The 15,162-nt window shown below is 59.1% G+C and carries 13 protein-coding genes; 12 read left to right on the top strand and 1 reads right to left on the bottom strand.

The features are described from left to right. Positions 1-77: 77 nt before the first annotated feature. From gmd to MQH10_RS10435, 10 genes are all read left to right on the top strand, one after another. Complete coding sequence (gene gmd / locus MQH10_RS10390; RefSeq protein ID WP_242563987.1) at positions 78-1,154, top strand: GDP-mannose 4,6-dehydratase; 1,077 nt, start codon at positions 78-80, stop codon at positions 1,152-1,154. Continuing rightward, positions 1,144-2,109 (top strand): GDP-L-fucose synthase, encoded by a 966-nt coding sequence (gene fcl / locus MQH10_RS10395; protein WP_272886839.1) that lies wholly within the window; start codon positions 1,144-1,146, stop codon positions 2,107-2,109. The genes gmd and fcl overlap by 11 nt, the downstream gene beginning before the upstream one ends. A gap of 88 nt (positions 2,110-2,197) precedes the next feature. Beyond that, a complete protein-coding gene (locus MQH10_RS10400) occupies positions 2,198-3,391 on the top strand; it encodes a glycosyltransferase family 4 protein (protein ID WP_242564001.1) in 1,194 nt (397 codons plus the stop codon). Positions 3,392-3,578: 187 nt separating this feature from the next. Next, positions 3,579-3,983 carry an HAD family hydrolase gene (locus MQH10_RS10405; protein WP_242563988.1) on the top strand — a complete coding sequence of 135 codons (405 nt, stop codon included), beginning with the start codon at positions 3,579-3,581 and terminating at the stop codon, positions 3,981-3,983. Beyond that, entirely contained in the window at positions 3,980-5,347 is a 1,368-nt protein-coding gene (locus MQH10_RS10410) for a hypothetical protein (RefSeq protein ID WP_242563989.1), read from the top strand. Before MQH10_RS10405 ends, MQH10_RS10410 begins: the two co-directional genes overlap by 4 nt. Before the next feature lie 20 nt (positions 5,348-5,367). Further along, entirely contained in the window at positions 5,368-5,589 is a 222-nt protein-coding gene (locus tag MQH10_RS10415) for a hypothetical protein (protein ID WP_242563990.1), read from the top strand. Continuing rightward, on the top strand, positions 5,586-6,341 hold the full coding sequence (locus tag MQH10_RS10420) for a glycosyltransferase family protein (RefSeq protein WP_242563991.1): 756 nt from the start codon (positions 5,586-5,588) through the stop codon (positions 6,339-6,341). The genes MQH10_RS10415 and MQH10_RS10420 overlap by 4 nt, the downstream gene beginning before the upstream one ends. Further along, the gene (locus tag MQH10_RS10425; protein ID WP_242563992.1) at positions 6,338-7,462 is read left to right on the top strand and encodes a hypothetical protein; all 1,125 of its coding nucleotides are present in this window, start codon (positions 6,338-6,340) and stop codon (positions 7,460-7,462) included. The genes MQH10_RS10420 and MQH10_RS10425 overlap by 4 nt, the downstream gene beginning before the upstream one ends. 7 nt (positions 7,463-7,469) lie before the next feature. Beyond that, complete coding sequence (locus tag MQH10_RS10430; RefSeq protein ID WP_242563993.1) at positions 7,470-8,723, top strand: hypothetical protein; 1,254 nt, start codon at positions 7,470-7,472, stop codon at positions 8,721-8,723. A gap of 112 nt (positions 8,724-8,835) precedes the next feature. After that, positions 8,836-10,236, top strand: coding sequence for a hypothetical protein (locus MQH10_RS10435; RefSeq protein ID WP_242563994.1), 1,401 nt, complete (start codon positions 8,836-8,838; stop codon positions 10,234-10,236). A gap of 533 nt (positions 10,237-10,769) precedes the next feature. Here the strand turns inward: MQH10_RS10435 and MQH10_RS10440 are convergent. Next, on the bottom strand, positions 10,770-12,884 hold the full coding sequence (locus MQH10_RS10440; RefSeq protein WP_242563995.1) for a glycosyltransferase family protein: 2,115 nt from the start codon (positions 12,882-12,884) through the stop codon (positions 10,770-10,772). 292 nt (positions 12,885-13,176) lie between these two features. On the opposite strand from MQH10_RS10440, the gene cysD reads away from it, so the two are divergent. Continuing rightward, positions 13,177-14,121, top strand: coding sequence for a sulfate adenylyltransferase subunit CysD (gene cysD / locus MQH10_RS10445; RefSeq protein WP_242563996.1), 945 nt, complete (start codon positions 13,177-13,179; stop codon positions 14,119-14,121). After that, on the top strand, positions 14,121-15,162 hold a 1,042-nt coding region (cysN, locus tag MQH10_RS10450), incomplete at its 3' end, for a sulfate adenylyltransferase subunit CysN (protein ID WP_242563997.1). The genes cysD and cysN, both read left to right, overlap by 1 nt.

The following is a 15,162-nucleotide window of genomic DNA, read 5'->3' on the forward strand; positions in this document are numbered from 1 at the left end:
ACAAAGCCCCAACACAACAAGACTTCTTAAGGTCGCCCGGTGTTGTTCACGCGGGAGACAATTTCTATGGAGCTCAAATGAGTCAGACCGGCGCAGGCAAGGTTGCCCTCATCACAGGTGTCACCGGCCAGGATGGAGCCTATCTGTCAGAGTTACTGCTCTCCAAGGGCTACACGGTCCATGGGGTGAAGCGGCGCTCCTCCTCGTTCAACACCGGGCGGATAGAGTCCCTGTACCAGGATCCCCATGAAGCGGAGCCGCGCTTCATCCTCCACTATGGAGATCTGACCGACAGCACCAACATGATCCGCATCGTCCAGCAGGTGCAGCCCGACGAGATTTATAATCTGGCGGCCCAGTCCCACGTCGCGGTCAGCTTCGAGACGCCGGAATATACGGCCAATGCCGACGCGGTAGGCGCGTTGCGTCTGCTCGAGGCCATCCGCATCCTTGGGCTTGAGAAAAAGACGAAGTTTTACCAAGCTTCGACATCGGAACTCTATGGCTTGGTCCAGGAGGTCCCGCAGAGCGAGAAAACCCCCTTCTATCCGCGCAGCCCTTACGCCGTCGCCAAGCTCTACGCATATTGGATCGTCGTGAATTACCGTGAGGCCTATGGCATCCACGGCTCGAACGGGATCCTGTTCAACCACGAGAGCCCGCTTCGCGGGGAAACGTTCGTCACCCGCAAGATCACCCGGGCCGTCGCTGCGATCAAGCTGGGCATGCAGGACAAGCTCTATCTCGGCAACCTCGACGCCCAGCGTGACTGGGGCCATGCGCGCGAGTACGTCCGCGGCATGTGGCTCATGCTGCAGCAGGATCATGGGGACGACTATGTCCTGGCGACTGGGGAAACCACGCGGGTCCGCGACTTCGTCACCCGGGCCTTCAAGGAAGTCGATATCGACATCCAGTGGTCCGGCGAAGGGGTCGATGAGCGCGGAACCTGCGCCAAGACCGGACGGGTCCTGGTCGAAGTCGATCCCCGCTACTTCCGCCCCACGGAGGTCGAACTCCTGATCGGAGACCCCACCAAGGCCAAGACCAAGCTCGGCTGGGTCCATGAGACCAAGTGGGAGCAGTTGTGCGCCGAGATGGTGGCGAGCGACATGATCGTCGTGGCCAAGGAAGCCCGCCGCAATGACGACTGAGCCCCAATTCTCCCTGGCCGGCAAACGGGTGTGGGTGGCGGGTCACCGCGGGATGGTCGGCGCGGCGATCGTCCGCCGCCTCGCGTCTGAGGGTTGCGACCTGGTCTTCGCAGACCGCTCGACCGTCGACCTGCGTCGACAGGCCGATGTCGAGGCCTGGATGCGGTCCAACAAGCCCGATGTGGTCTTTCTTGCAGCGGCGAAGGTCGGCGGCATTCTTGCAAATGACCGCTTCCCGGCCCAATTCCTCTACGACAACCTGATGATCGAAGCGAATATCATCCAGGCGGCCCATGAGACTGGGGTGCAGAAGCTACTGTTCCTGGGCTCGAGTTGCATCTATCCGAAATTCGCGGAGCAACCGATCGTTGAGGAGGCGCTCCTGACCGGGGCGCTCGAGCCGACGAACGAATGGTACGCGATCGCCAAGATCGCCGGCATCAAGCTCGCCCAATCCTATCGTCGCCAATATGGGTGCGACTTCATTTCGGCCATGCCCACCAATCTCTATGGGCCTGGCGACAACTTCGACCTCCAGTCCAGCCACGTCCTGCCCGCGCTATTGCGCAAGGCGCACGAGGCGAAGATTTCGGGCGCTGACACGCTCACGGTCTGGGGGTCCGGAACGCCATACCGGGAATTCCTGCACGTCGACGACTGCGCCGACGCATGCGTCCATCTTATGCAAACCTACTCCGACGATTCCCATGTCAACGTGGGCTCGGGGACTGATTTGACGATACGGTCCCTTGCTGAAGCCGTGGTCGAAGTGGTCGGTTTCGCCGGCGATCTTGTATTCGACACGACCAAGCCTGATGGAACGCCCCGAAAATTGATGAGCGGCGCAAAATTGAGATCCCTGGGATGGCGCCCCAACATTGAACTGCTTGACGGCCTCAAGCAGACATACGGCTGGTACTTGGATAACGTAGTTGCGACAACTTCAAAAACTTAACCTGAGCGAATTCGTCGTCAATGGATAGGTAATATCGACAGCCTAACAGACCGCATCAATTCCGACCTGGAGACTGCGTTTGCGCATCGTGATTCATGACTATGCGGGCCACCCTTCTCCCGTCGACCTTTCGCGAGAACTCGCGAAACGCGGCCATACCGTTTGGCACGCCTATTTTGTAGGCGATAAGGGTCCCAAGGGCGTGATGACCCGCACCGAGCAGGACCCCAAAGGCTTCGAGTTCCTGCCTATCGATATCGGGCGGGACTACTCCAAATCCAATTTCATAAGCCGGCGCAGCAACGACATTCGTTATGGGAAGGCGCTGGCGGAGTGCATTCGCAAGCTCAAACCCGATGTTGTGATCTCGGGAAACACACCTCTGGATGCCCAGGGTCCGATCCTGGCCGCCACCCACCAGGCCGGTGGGCGCTTTATCAACTGGATCCAGGACTTCTATAGTATTGCGATCGAACGCCTGATCTCGAGCAAGTGGCTAGGCCTCGGCGCGGCGATCGCCGGCTACTATCGGTGGATGGACAAGCGCCAGCTCGCCCAAAGTGATGCGACGGTGCTGATCAGCGAGGACTTCCGCAAGAGCCTCACCGGCTTTGAGGAACGGCCCGAACGGGTGGCGGTCATTCCGAATTGGGGAGCAATCGACGGGATCCCCGTCCGCCCGAAGATCAATTCCTGGTCGACGTATCAGGGTTTGGCCGAGCGGTTCGTATTCCTCTACTCAGGCACGCTGGGCCTGAAGCACAATCCTGACGCGTTAGTGGCACTAGCGGACGCTTTCGCGGACCGACCAGAGGTCGTTGTGGTTGTCGCCGCGAGCGGCGTCGGGCGCGACCGGTTGGATGCAACCCTAGCCACGGCACCCCGGCCCAACCTCATGACCCTCCCACTGCAGCCCTTCGCGGATTTCGCGAACATGCTTGGGGCCGCGGATGTGTTCGTGGCCGTCTTGGAAGACGACGCTGGCGAATTCTCGGTTCCTTCGAAGGTCCTGTCCTATCTCTGCGCGGGCCGGCCCATCCTCCTGGCCGCTCCATCGGCGAACCTCGCCTCAAGGATGGTCCAGGAAATCCCGGCCGGCCTGATCGTGGGGTCTGAGGACACCGCCGCCCTCGTTGCAACTGCCGAGCGCCTCTATGCGGACCGCGCAGGGCGGGACCGCATGGGAATGGCGGCTCGTGCATACGCAGAGGATAACTTCGTCATTCGACGTGTCACAGACCGGTTTGAGAACATCTTCAAAGTTGCCACTGGAGTTAGCTGATCACCGCGCTCTTGCTGATTCAGGATCAATGCACTCGTGCTCAGAACAGGAATGCATTCAATTGCGCGTGGGGGTTTTTCGGTTGCCTTGAAATCCAATCGAGTCACTGGAAGCCCGCTGTTCGTAGCCTGGGCCTTGCACCAGCACCTGCTTCCGGGCAGCAGAACCTAATTTGGGAAGACGCGGAATGAAGCGGCTCATCATCGACCTGGACCACACCATCTGCATTCCAGCTGAGGGCGCGGACCAAACCAACGATCCGAACGCCAAATATGCCGACGCCAAGCCCGTAGACGCGGTCATAAGCAGGCTGCGCGAGTACAAGCAGCAGGGATTTGAAATCGTCATCCACACGGCGCGAAATATGCGCACCTACGCGGGCGACGCCGAACTCATCAAGCTCAACACCTTGCCGATCATCCTGGCATGGCTGGAACGCCATGACGTTCCCTTCGATGAGGTTGTGGTGGCCAAGCCCTGGTGTGGGTTCGAGGGGTTCTACATTGACGACCGCGCTATCCGCCCTTCCGAGTTCGCCAGCATGACCGCTGAAGAGATCACCCTGCTTCTGGCCCAGGAACGCGGCGAATGATCCCGACATTTATCATCCTCTCCGGCGCCTATATCGGCTCGGAACTTGTCGCAGAGTTCGGCAGACTGCCGCCGTCCTTCCTGCCCAATGGCACTTCACGTGTTTTCGAACAGCAAGTGGCGCTGGCCACCCGCCACGCCCAGCGCATCTTCATAACGCTCCCGGAAGGCTTCGCGCCTGCTGACACCGATCAGAAGTTACTGGCGGCGGCAAGCGTCGAGATCATTTGGTCAGATCCGAAACTATCCCTGCCAGACGCGGTCGGCCATGCGCTGGATATCGCGCAGCCCAAGGGGCGGCTCTACATTCTGTTCGGCGACACGATCGTGGATTTCGGGGCGACCGGCTCTGCGCCGGACACCTTTGCGACGGGTGAGACACGCCATTTCGCAGTCTGGGCGGATTTTGTCGAGGAAGACGGCAAGGTCAGATTTCGCGAAGGCCTTCCCACCGGTGGCGCCCAGCGGGAAGTGGTGGCGGGCTTCTTCGATTTCTCCGACGGAAAGGCGTTCCAAGAGGCTTTACGGGGCAGCAGCAGCTTCTTCGACGCCTTGAATGGCTATTGCGCACACCGCCCCCTCGCTCCAACAAGGGCCCTGCGCTGGCTCGATTTTGGGCACCTGCATACCTACTATCAGTCGCGACGCAATGAACTTGCCGCCCGCGCGTTCAATCGCGTTACGAGCCACGGGCTGAGCGTCCGGAAAACGGGCACGCCAGCGCGAAAGATCTATGCCGAGGCGGCCTGGTATCAGGCCCTGCCTGCGGAGTTCCGACCGTTCGTCCCGCACCTGATCGCCGTCCACCAAACACCGGAGATCTCTTACGAGATTGAATATCTCTACCTGCCCGCCGCCTCGGAAATATTCGTCTTTGGGGCGCTGCCGCGCGAGCTCTGGGCCTTGATCGTATCCAGCTGCCGCGAGTTTCTCGAACTTTGCCAAGGCACGCTGCCCAAGGATTTCGAGATTCCGGACAACTACGCCTCGTATTTCTTCAAGAGCGTCATCGTCGAGAAGACCTATGAGCGGATTCAGGCTTTCGCCCACGCGGAAGGACTGTCCCTGGATGAGCCCTGGACGATCGGCGGACATCCAGCCCAATCGCTCAATGACGTCGTTGCGAACCTCATCGAGATCGTCGGCGAGACACGACACGATGACCTGTGCCTGTGGCACGGGGATTTTCACTTCGCGAACATATTCTTCGACTTCAGGTCGCAGAGGATCAAGACCGTCGACCCTAGAGGAATGCTTCCCGACGGCGGCTGGCCCTATATGGCGACGCTCGATACGATGTGGCCAAACTCGCCCACTCGGTCGTGGGGCTCTACGACTTCATCGTCGCCGGGCGGTATCGCCTAGACGCGTCTCGGCCCTACCAAGTGGATCTGGCGCTTGATGTCCCGGAGCCTCTGCGGGGTGTGGTTGAGGATTTCCTCAAGCTGCGGGTCGGAGGCTACGATTGCGGCAGTCCTCAAATTCTTGCGCTGACCGCCCTGCTCTATTTCTCGATGCTCCCACTGCACAATGACGACCGGCGGAGGCAGTACGCCATGCTCGCAAACGCCTATCGCCTGGCTCACCTTGCGGAACAGGCCGCATGATCGTATTCGCCATGGCCGGCCAGAGCCGACGTTTCACTGAGGCCGGATACGATAGACCCAAGTTCATGCTTGAGGTCGGTGTGGCCACCGCCTTTGACTACTCCGTCGCAGGGTTCCTGGACCATTTCGCGGACGAGCCTTTCGTCTTTGTCTATCGGGAGACCTCCGGCGTCCGAGACTTCCTGAACGCCCGACTGACGGCGCTTGGGGTGGCGAACCCTCGCCTGGTGGAATTGAACGCCCCGACGTCCGGCCAGGCCGAGACCGTGGAACGGGGCCTCAAGGGGCTCGGCGACACGACCGGCGAGCTGACGATCTTCAACATCGACACATTCCGTCGCAACTTCACGGCGCCGGCAGCGGCCGCCCGGGGAGATGGGTACCTGGAGGTGTTCGAGGGCTCGGGCGCCAACTGGTCGTTCGCGAGAACGGAATCGCCCGACTCCGACCGGGTCGTTCAGACGACCGAGAAGGACCCGATCTCCAATCTCTGCTGCACGGGGCTCTACCACTTCCGCAGGATTCACGACTTCATGTGGGCCCTGGCCCGCGAGCGCGTGGCTCCGACCACGACCCTGGGGGAGACCTATGTCGCCCCGATCTATAATCACCTCATCCAGCGGGGGGCCGATATCCGACGTCATCTGGTCCAGGCCGAGGATGTCATCTTCTGCGGCGTTCCCGCGGAGTATGAAGCCCTGGTGGCTGACCCTGGCCAGCTCGCCTCCTTGACCCTGCGTATCGGCGCATGACGAACAAGTCCGTTCAGACCAAAGCCGACCTCGCCGAACTGCGGACGAGCCTTGATCTCGACCACGTGACCGTCCACACCCAGAATCTCAAATACCGGGGCCTGATGCCCCTCGCCCTGAAGTACGCCCTGTTCGCGCTGCGGCCAGGCGGTAGGCTTGAGATCATCGACGCGGGCGGCAGCGAAACTTCGTCGCCAGCCTTCGAGATCGCCTTCAATCTCGTGCGGCAGTGGACGTTCAAGCTTATCGGCCGCGACGTAACACTGATCGATGTCGATCCGCGCGCGGGACGGATGGTGCTGGAGCGCACCCGTCCGGTCACGCCCCCGGGTTGGGCCGCGGGCGTCATCTTCTCGGGCGCCGACGCCGAGATTCCCGTCCTCGAGAAATGCCTCCTCGGTCTGCTGGCCCAACCAGAGCTGATCGGCGAGGGCGGCGATATCGCGGTCTGCGGCCCGACGCGGGACCTGGGCTTCCTGGCGGCCTTTCCTGCGGTCCGCTACCTGCCCTATGATCCGCCCGCCTCGTCTCGCTTCCTTGTCGGCGCGAAGAAAAACTTCCTCGTCGCCAGTCTCAGCGCGCCTCGGGTGGCCGTGATGCACGCCCGCATCGTCCTCCAGCCCGGCGCCCTGGCGGCCACACCCCGCGAGTTCGATATCGGCTCGCCCAATGTTCTGATCGAGGAAGGCGGCCGCCTTGCGCCCTATCTCTCGCTCTGCTTCACCGACGCGACGACACCGGGCCGAATGCCCCGGCGGCTCTCCACCACTCTGCGAAATGTCTGGAAGGCCGATCCGCTGGAGATCCATCAGCTGGGCGCGCCCTATGTGGACGGCGGCGTCTTCATGGCGATGCGCTCGGTCTATGACGCCTGCTCCCTCGATCCCAATATCGCCTGGGGCGAGGCGGAAGATGTCGAGTGGTGCTATCGCGCCGCGGTCAACGGCTACTTGGTGGATCTCTTCCCGACCGCCATTGCAGTGTCTCAGACCAACAAGCTCGCGCGCCGCCCGCACCTGTCTCCCGGATTGAAACTCCTCACAATGCATGGGGTGCGCGCGGCACGACACCTATACGCCGCCGCGCGCCACATCCTCTTCCGCATCTCTGGGGTTCGCTAAAAGCACCGTGTTCTATTACCTCCTCAAAGCCGCGAACCTCGTTCTAACCTCCGTCTGGAGTTTCACGCTGATCTTCGTGCTGGTCAGAGTGCTCCCGATAGCGGACTACGCGAATGTCGCGATCGTCACCGGCCTTGGAGGATACGTTCTCGCAGTCAATCTCGGATTTTCGACGGTAGTCTACAGCACCCTCAGAAAGAATTACCTCACACAAGGGCCACAAGAGGAAGCATCCATCTCTCTGGCCACTCTTGTACTCTACGGATCAGTCGCGGTGCTGGCCGCGACAATCTTCTGGGGCTGCGTATATTTGATCCCTATCGGCTCAGGGCCGATGCGCGGCGCGCTTGTCATCCACTTTGCAGCCCTGGCATGCGCTCTCCCCTGGATGATCGTTCGGGTCAGCACGGCCGCTGTTGACCGATACATTGCATTTGAGTCTCTAGAGATGGTCCGACGAGCTCTCGCGCTCGCCTTAGTCATCGCCATGCTCTTTGGCGTAACATTCAAATGGTACGCGATTTTATCCCTGGCGCTTTGGGCGATTGCCTTTCTCGCCACACTTCCAATCATGACGCGGATTTGGACCGGAACAACTCTACGCGTCGGGTTCAGACACCTCAGAAGAGAGATTGTCGCCGTGAAAAGCACCGGCACATTTTCTCTACTCGAGACTATAATATATAATTTCCCTTATCTGTTTGTCCCCATCTTATACAAGTCATCCACTGCCATTGTGTCATTCGATACATTTTACAAAATCGTAAGATTTGGAGCCTCAGCGTATCTGGCTTCCGCCGAAGCCACTCTTCCTGCACAGACTCGCGCGCACCACGAGCAAGATGGCGGTAGATTGCTTCGCCTTACGACCTATGCGATTCTGTTGGCCGCCATACCGATGGCCCTGGGTGTTATCTCTGTTACGATCTTCGGAGACATCACTTTCGGCAACCTTCTTAAGAAGGCCGGTCTGATCTCGACCTCCACACGCATCTCAATGGCGCTTATGCTCATCGCGATGCTGTTTCAGACCATCTCCGGAAACCTCTTGATCAACACAGGAAACGCAGCCGCTCTAGCGCGGATCTCCTGGTCTATTGCCGGCGCGCTCGGACTTTTTTCAATTGTCGTAGCCGCTATCCACTCCCCATTTTCAACATTTATTATCGGATACTCGACTATATATTGCTTTGGTGCGGCGGGCTACACGCTGTTGCTTCTCGCGAAAATCCAGGCGCTACCGGCTCGAACCCCCAACTAATTTTATATGGCTGATTACGACGGAATTTAATGTCATCCAGAATGTCGACGACGATACTACCAAAGCCGGCTCTTCCAGACAAAAACCGTCGAGCCCCCAGGAATCTCACCGCATGACCGCAACCCACGCCCCACGCTCTGTAAAGGCCAATTCGGAAGCGACTTCGATATGGGTGGTGCTTCTCATCCTTGTGGGGTTCCACATTGGCCTGTCGATCGCACCAGGCGGCGTGCTTCTGGTCCCGTTTGCGCTTTCCGGCGCGGCCGCAGCACTGGGATTACTCACAGTGTCGGGGCAGGATCGACTAAAATTGACCAGTATTTTACTCTACATCTCTGCCTTTCTACTTCTATCCGGTATAATTGGCGTTGCGATGGATGGTTATCCGGTCAAGCGGCTCACGGCGTCAATTCAGCTAATCTACAGCCTGGCGATCGGGCTTTCTCTATTCGAAAACATAAAGAATCTTAGACAGCAGACCGTCTCAAGGGCTATGCTCACGATTGGCCTTATTCTGCTTGTCGGATCCGCGCTTGAAGTTTACGGCCCCCTACGCCCCTTAAGCGACTGGGCTCGCGTTCACATCAATACGTGGCGCCCCGTCTACTGGGACGACTACAGAGACATTGTGGAATATGGCGGCATTCGGCCTAAGTTCTTCTCGCAAGAGCCGTCCGTGCTTGGAATTGTGCTGACCATATCTCTAGTCATGTGGTTTTTGTCTTCGAGCCTTCGCCCCACCATCCGCCTACTTGCATTGGCGGCGATGGGCCTTGCCGGCTACTATCTTGTTAAATCCATCACGATATTTTTCGGCATCGGAATTTGCGCGGCCTACCATTTCACCTATTACGCGAAATTCATCTCGAGCAGAACTTTCCGCTCTTACACTGCGACTGTTCTAATGCTGTTGGTGGTCATAGCGATCCCGTTGACGGCTCTGACCTTCAACAATACGACCGGCGGAATCCGATACACGCGCTCCGCAAGCTTTTTTGGCCGGCAAATTGCGCCCCTGCTGATTACAAGCGCGATGATCCCCGAACGACCACTGCTCGGTATTGGCCTAGGTGGCTGGGAAGCGGCCAGGCCCACAATGTACGATGTATACGGAAATGTCGGGACCCAATATAATACTGGGTATCAGTTCGTGGTTAGCGTTGACAAGAGTGGGTTTGCCCGGATCCCTGACTTGCGCTTTATGATGACCAATGCGTTCTGGGAGTACTGGCTGATGTTCGGCTTGGCCGGCGGAATGTTTGTACTTCTGAACCTCTACCGCGCCCTATCCGTGCTCGGCACAAAGACTCCCGAACTAGCGTTGGCTGCTTTTGCAGTATTTGCACAAACGCTTGGCGGCATTGGGGCGCCGGGGCCTTGGATCATGCTCGGAGCCATTGCGGCGACTAGCACGTTTCTATCGGTGGAAAAACGAGACGCCGCGGCGCAGCCAGCGCGCGTTTCCTCGTCACCACTGGGCCGAGGTCAGGCCTATCGATCGCAAAGGGGGTGAAACAGGCCCTGGGCGCAGGGGGGGGCACCGCCAAATTTACTGTCGTTATGGTGTGGACGAGCTCCCCCCAGACGAATTCCCTGGGGCGTCGCTGGTATCGACTTATGGTCGCCGGCGGGCACCGCGCTGGCTGAGCAACATACATGTTTTACGCTCGGTCGAGCGTAAAACATGTGTTATGCCTGTGGCGGCGACGGTCCAGGCTATCGGGCCCGACAGTCTCCCGCTGGAGAGGGCCGTTGACGCGCAGGAGCCTTCGGCCGCGCCGTCACTTATCGCGCACGCAGCCCCAGGCACGCGCATGATCGCTCCAGCTGCGCGCGCGATCTCCAACGCCCCCAAGCCGTCGGCTTGTCACCCGCACGACCTGGACGCGCCAGGCGCACTTTTGTGTGCCGTTAGCCTCACCGACAATCGTCCCATGGCGTTTGCGGCCGGCCGGGCCCAGGCAGGCGGCGGTGACGCCGGTGGGCGCCACTCGCTCCCCCAGGGTCGCAGGGCCGCACAAAGACTCTTCCGCAAACGCCAATCCACTAGGACGTCTTGAACATCTCGCCCAAGTCTCCCGTACTGGCGTTGAATATTTCAATATTGTCGGACGACATGTTCGCCCGCCACTTCGAAACGCCTCCGCCCCGGAAGGTATGAGACCTCCCGGGATCGATCGCCGCGTCGAGTTTGATCAGGAACTTGTCTACATCCAGGGCTCGGCGATCACGCGCACTCACCTCGCGGCATATTTCGCGCAGAATCTTCTCTCGTTCGGGGCCCATGAGCGATTCATAGGTCAGACAGATCACCCCATCTTCATCCATCCAGCCCGCATACGGCATCAACCGATCTCGGATGCTGGGGAAGCGCCCGTCATCAGTTCCACGAATCGCCAAGGCAACCCTTTGTTCGGGATCGAGGCCCTTAAATTTTCGATGCATTGCATGGAAGGTCGACATCTCGGCAATGTAGTCCGCCTCGGACAATGCGATATCTCGGGGATCACGATACACAAAGATCACAATCGCATTAATCTTCTTGAGCGCCGCTGCTGTCTCTGGCGTGTGATTTAGATGCGCCCCCACAACTTCCCCCGGCACAATTCTCAGGATATGAGTATTTACGGCCCTCTGAGACCGCTTCAACATTGTGATTGATGGAAATTGAGCAAGAAAGCTACCAAAATAGACCTTCCTCGGAAACGACTTTGCAACTTCCATCACCAGATGGGTGCCGCTCTTCGGAATTGAATTTACTATAATTGGAGGATTGCCGAGAAATTCTTCTCTTTTAGACTGTATTCTGGCCAAGGTTCTCGGCACCTGCAGCAAGTAGGCTGACGCCTTTCGCAATATGTCGTTCTTCTGAACCCGGGGGTGCCCCATGAAATTCCGGAGCAACCGCACAGGCTGCCTAGCCCTTCGCGGGGCGGGTATGATCGAGGTTTGTGCCCCCAAATCGGCAATCAGTCGGCTGAGCTGAGCCTCAAGATTTACGGGAGAAAATACCCTCGAGGCCACTTCGAACGCGCCCTGTTGCATACGATTCAGCAATTCGAAATTGTCAATATTCTTGGCTACAAATTCAGCGATCTCTTCAATCGTGGGGCACGATTGATAGTCTTCACCATCTTTGAATGCGTCGAGCCCCTGTAATTGCCCTCTGAATCCGACCATGGGTGTTCTGGAAAAGAAATATGTAAGTAATTTTGTTTTGAATCCGCCCCCGACTTGATCGAGCATCAGACCGATCCGCGAATTCAGACAGAATTCAGTAGGGCTTGGCACAAAACCGACCCGCCGAATCCATGATTTTTGCTCTATGAATTTCGCCACTTCGGGCGCGACGGGGCCGACAACATCAAGCGAGACGCCTCCCGCGACAAATATTGGCTCTGCGACGCGCACAAATTTGATGAAACTTTCAATCTTCGCTTGCCAATCGATTGATCCAAACAAGATCACCCGGCGCGGCGTGCTTTCGTCAATCAGACGAGCCTCCACCCGCTCACCAATATATTCTGGAGGGAGATCAATCGCCACGTTTCCCGCCAATAATGGCAACTGACCCCTCACATCATCGGATGTAATCCCAGTAAGTGCGTCGGCGCACGATAACATTCGATGCTCAAGATCGACTGCCTTCTCTGCATCCATCAGACTAAATATCTTCTTCGAGAGTGAACGCTCCATAAATTGCGCTACCTCTCGGCGCACCGCGCCTTCAGCATTGTGAGATACATAGACAATCTTGGTTGGGAGATTGTTTTCGACCAAGAATGCCTTAAGGCCCTCAACAATCCAACCGCTGCCGATATGATCAATAAATATTATTTCGTATACGTTTTTCCTTAGTAAGTCGTCGACCGCATGTCGATATGCCCTCTTGGAAAACCTATAAGCCTCGGCGGGCAGATCGGAACCGATAGCGAATATTCTATTCTTTGTATTTCCCCGGATCGGATGCCACGTTATCACTTCATTTTCTGGCTCTGCCTCGAAGGCGTCAATACATTGCTCGTCGACATTGCAAACGACGTCTATGCGGCTGGCGATTTTGGCCAGCGCATCAATCAATACACCCGAATAGAAGTGCGCGCCCCCCCTTGTCGGCCTGGGAAAGCTCCGCATCAACCAAAGACAATTCAGATTATTCATTGAATAGCCGCTGCTCTCATTTTTCTGAAGGGGTCAGCACCCCATTCGTAGTACATTGGCCCGGTGGTGACGCATGCCTACATCTGCCCCAGGGTTTCAGCTATAGATTCAAGCCAATGCCTTTACATTCACTTTAGCCGAATTTGTTGCACGTTATGTTGTCAGCTTGATGTTTTGGCAATTGAGCTTCCAGCCATTTTCGCTAGGCCAATCAGCCGTCAGCATGCAATTCCCCCCCCTCTGTTGCACAACCGGTAGCGAGACCGCACCGGGCTTTTGGAGTTCGGACGCGATGAACGCGCCTTCCAGGCTGGATCCCGCCGCAGGGATCAGCGCCGCGACGCTCACCCACCTCCAGCGGCTGGAGGCGGAGTCGATCCACATCATGCGTGAGGTGGCCGCCGAGTCCGAGCGCCCGGTGATGCTCTATTCGATCGGCAAGGATAGCGCCGTGATGCTGCATCTGGCGGCCAAGGCCTTCTATCCCTCCAAGCCGCCCTTCCCGCTGCTGCACGTCGACACGACCTGGAAGTTCAAGGCCATGTACGCCATGCGCGAGAAGATGGCCGAAGAGCTGGGCTTCGAGCTCCTGGTCCATCGGAACCCCGACGCGCTCGCCCGCGGCATCAACCCCTTCGACCACGGCTCGGCGACCCACACCGACATCTGGAAGACCGAGGGGCTGAAGCAGGCGCTCGACAAGTACGGCTTCGACGCGGCCTTCGGCGGCGCGCGGCGCGATGAGGAGAAGTCCCGCGCCAAGGAGCGCATCTTCTCCTTCCGCTCAGCTCAGCACCGCTGGGACCCCAAGAACCAGCGCCCGGAGCTTTGGAAGCTCTACAACGCCCGCAAGAACAAGGGCGAGAGCATCCGGGTGTTCCCGATCTCCAACTGGACCGAGCTGGACATCTGGCAATACATCCACCTGGAGAACATCCCGATCGTGCCGCTCTATTTCTCCGACGTGCGGCCGGTCGTGGAGCGCGACGGCGCGCTCATCATGGTCGATGACGACCGCATGCCCCTGAAGCCCGGCGAGGTCCCGATGATGAAGTCGGTCCGGTTCCGCACGCTCGGCTGCTACCCCCTGACCGGCGCGGTCGAGAGCACGGCGGCGACCCTGCCAGAGATCATCCAGGAGATGCTGCTCACCACCACCTCGGAGCGCCAGGGTCGGATGATCGACCACGACCAGGCCGCCTCGATGGAGAAGAAGAAGCAGGAGGGGTATTTCTGATGGCCCACGTCTCGGACCTCATCGAAACCGACATCGAAGCCTATCTGCACGCCCACCAGCACAAGTCGCTGCTGCGCTTCCTGACCTGCGGCTCGGTGGACGACGGCAAGTCGACCCTGATCGGCCGGCTGCTCTACGACTCAAAGATGATCTTCGAAGATCAGCTGGCGGCGCTGGAGGCGGACTCCAAGAAGGTCGGCACCCAGGGCGGCGAGATCGACTTCGCCCTCTTGGTCGACGGCCTGGCCGCCGAGCGCGAGCAAGGCATCACCATCGACGTCGCCTATCGGTTCTTCTCGACCGACAAGCGCAAGTTCATCGTCGCCGACACCCCCGGCCACGAGCAGTACACCCGCAACATGGTCACCGGCGCCTCGACCGCCGACGCCGCCGTGATCCTGATCGACGCGCGCAAGGGCGTGCTGACCCAGACGCGCCGGCACAGCTATCTGGTCAGCCTGCTCGGCATCCGCCACGTGATCCTGGCCATCAACAAGATGGACCTGGTCGACTGGTCGAAGGAGACCTTCGACACGATCCTCGCCGAGTACCGCGCCTTCGCCGCCCAGATCGGCATCACCGACTTCACCGCCATCCCGATGTCGGCCCTGCGCGGCGACAACATCACCGAGCCCTCCGCCGCCGCCCCCTGGTACGAGGGCCCGCCGCTGATGCAGGTGCTGGAGACCCTGCCGGTCGAGGACGACCTGCGCGAAAAGCCGTTCCGCATGCCGGTCCAGTGGGTGAACCGCCCCAACCTCGACTTCCGCGGCTTCTCCGGCCTGATCGCCTCGGGCTCCATCAAGCCCGGCGACCGGATCAAGGTGCTGCCGTCCGGCCGCGAGAGCACGGTCGACCGCATCGTCACCTTCCGCGCGGATCTGCCGGAGGCCGTCGCCGGCCAGTCGGTGACGCTCACCCTGAAGGACGAGATCGACATCTCCCGCGGCGACGTGCTGTCGACCGCCGCCTCGCCGCCCGAGGTCGCCGACCAGTTCGAGGCCACCGTAGTCTGGATGGACGACGAGGCCATGCTGCCCG

The sequence above is a fragment of the Phenylobacterium aquaticum genome, assembly GCF_022695515.1.
GTDB lineage: Bacteria > Pseudomonadota > Alphaproteobacteria > Caulobacterales > Caulobacteraceae > Phenylobacterium > Phenylobacterium aquaticum.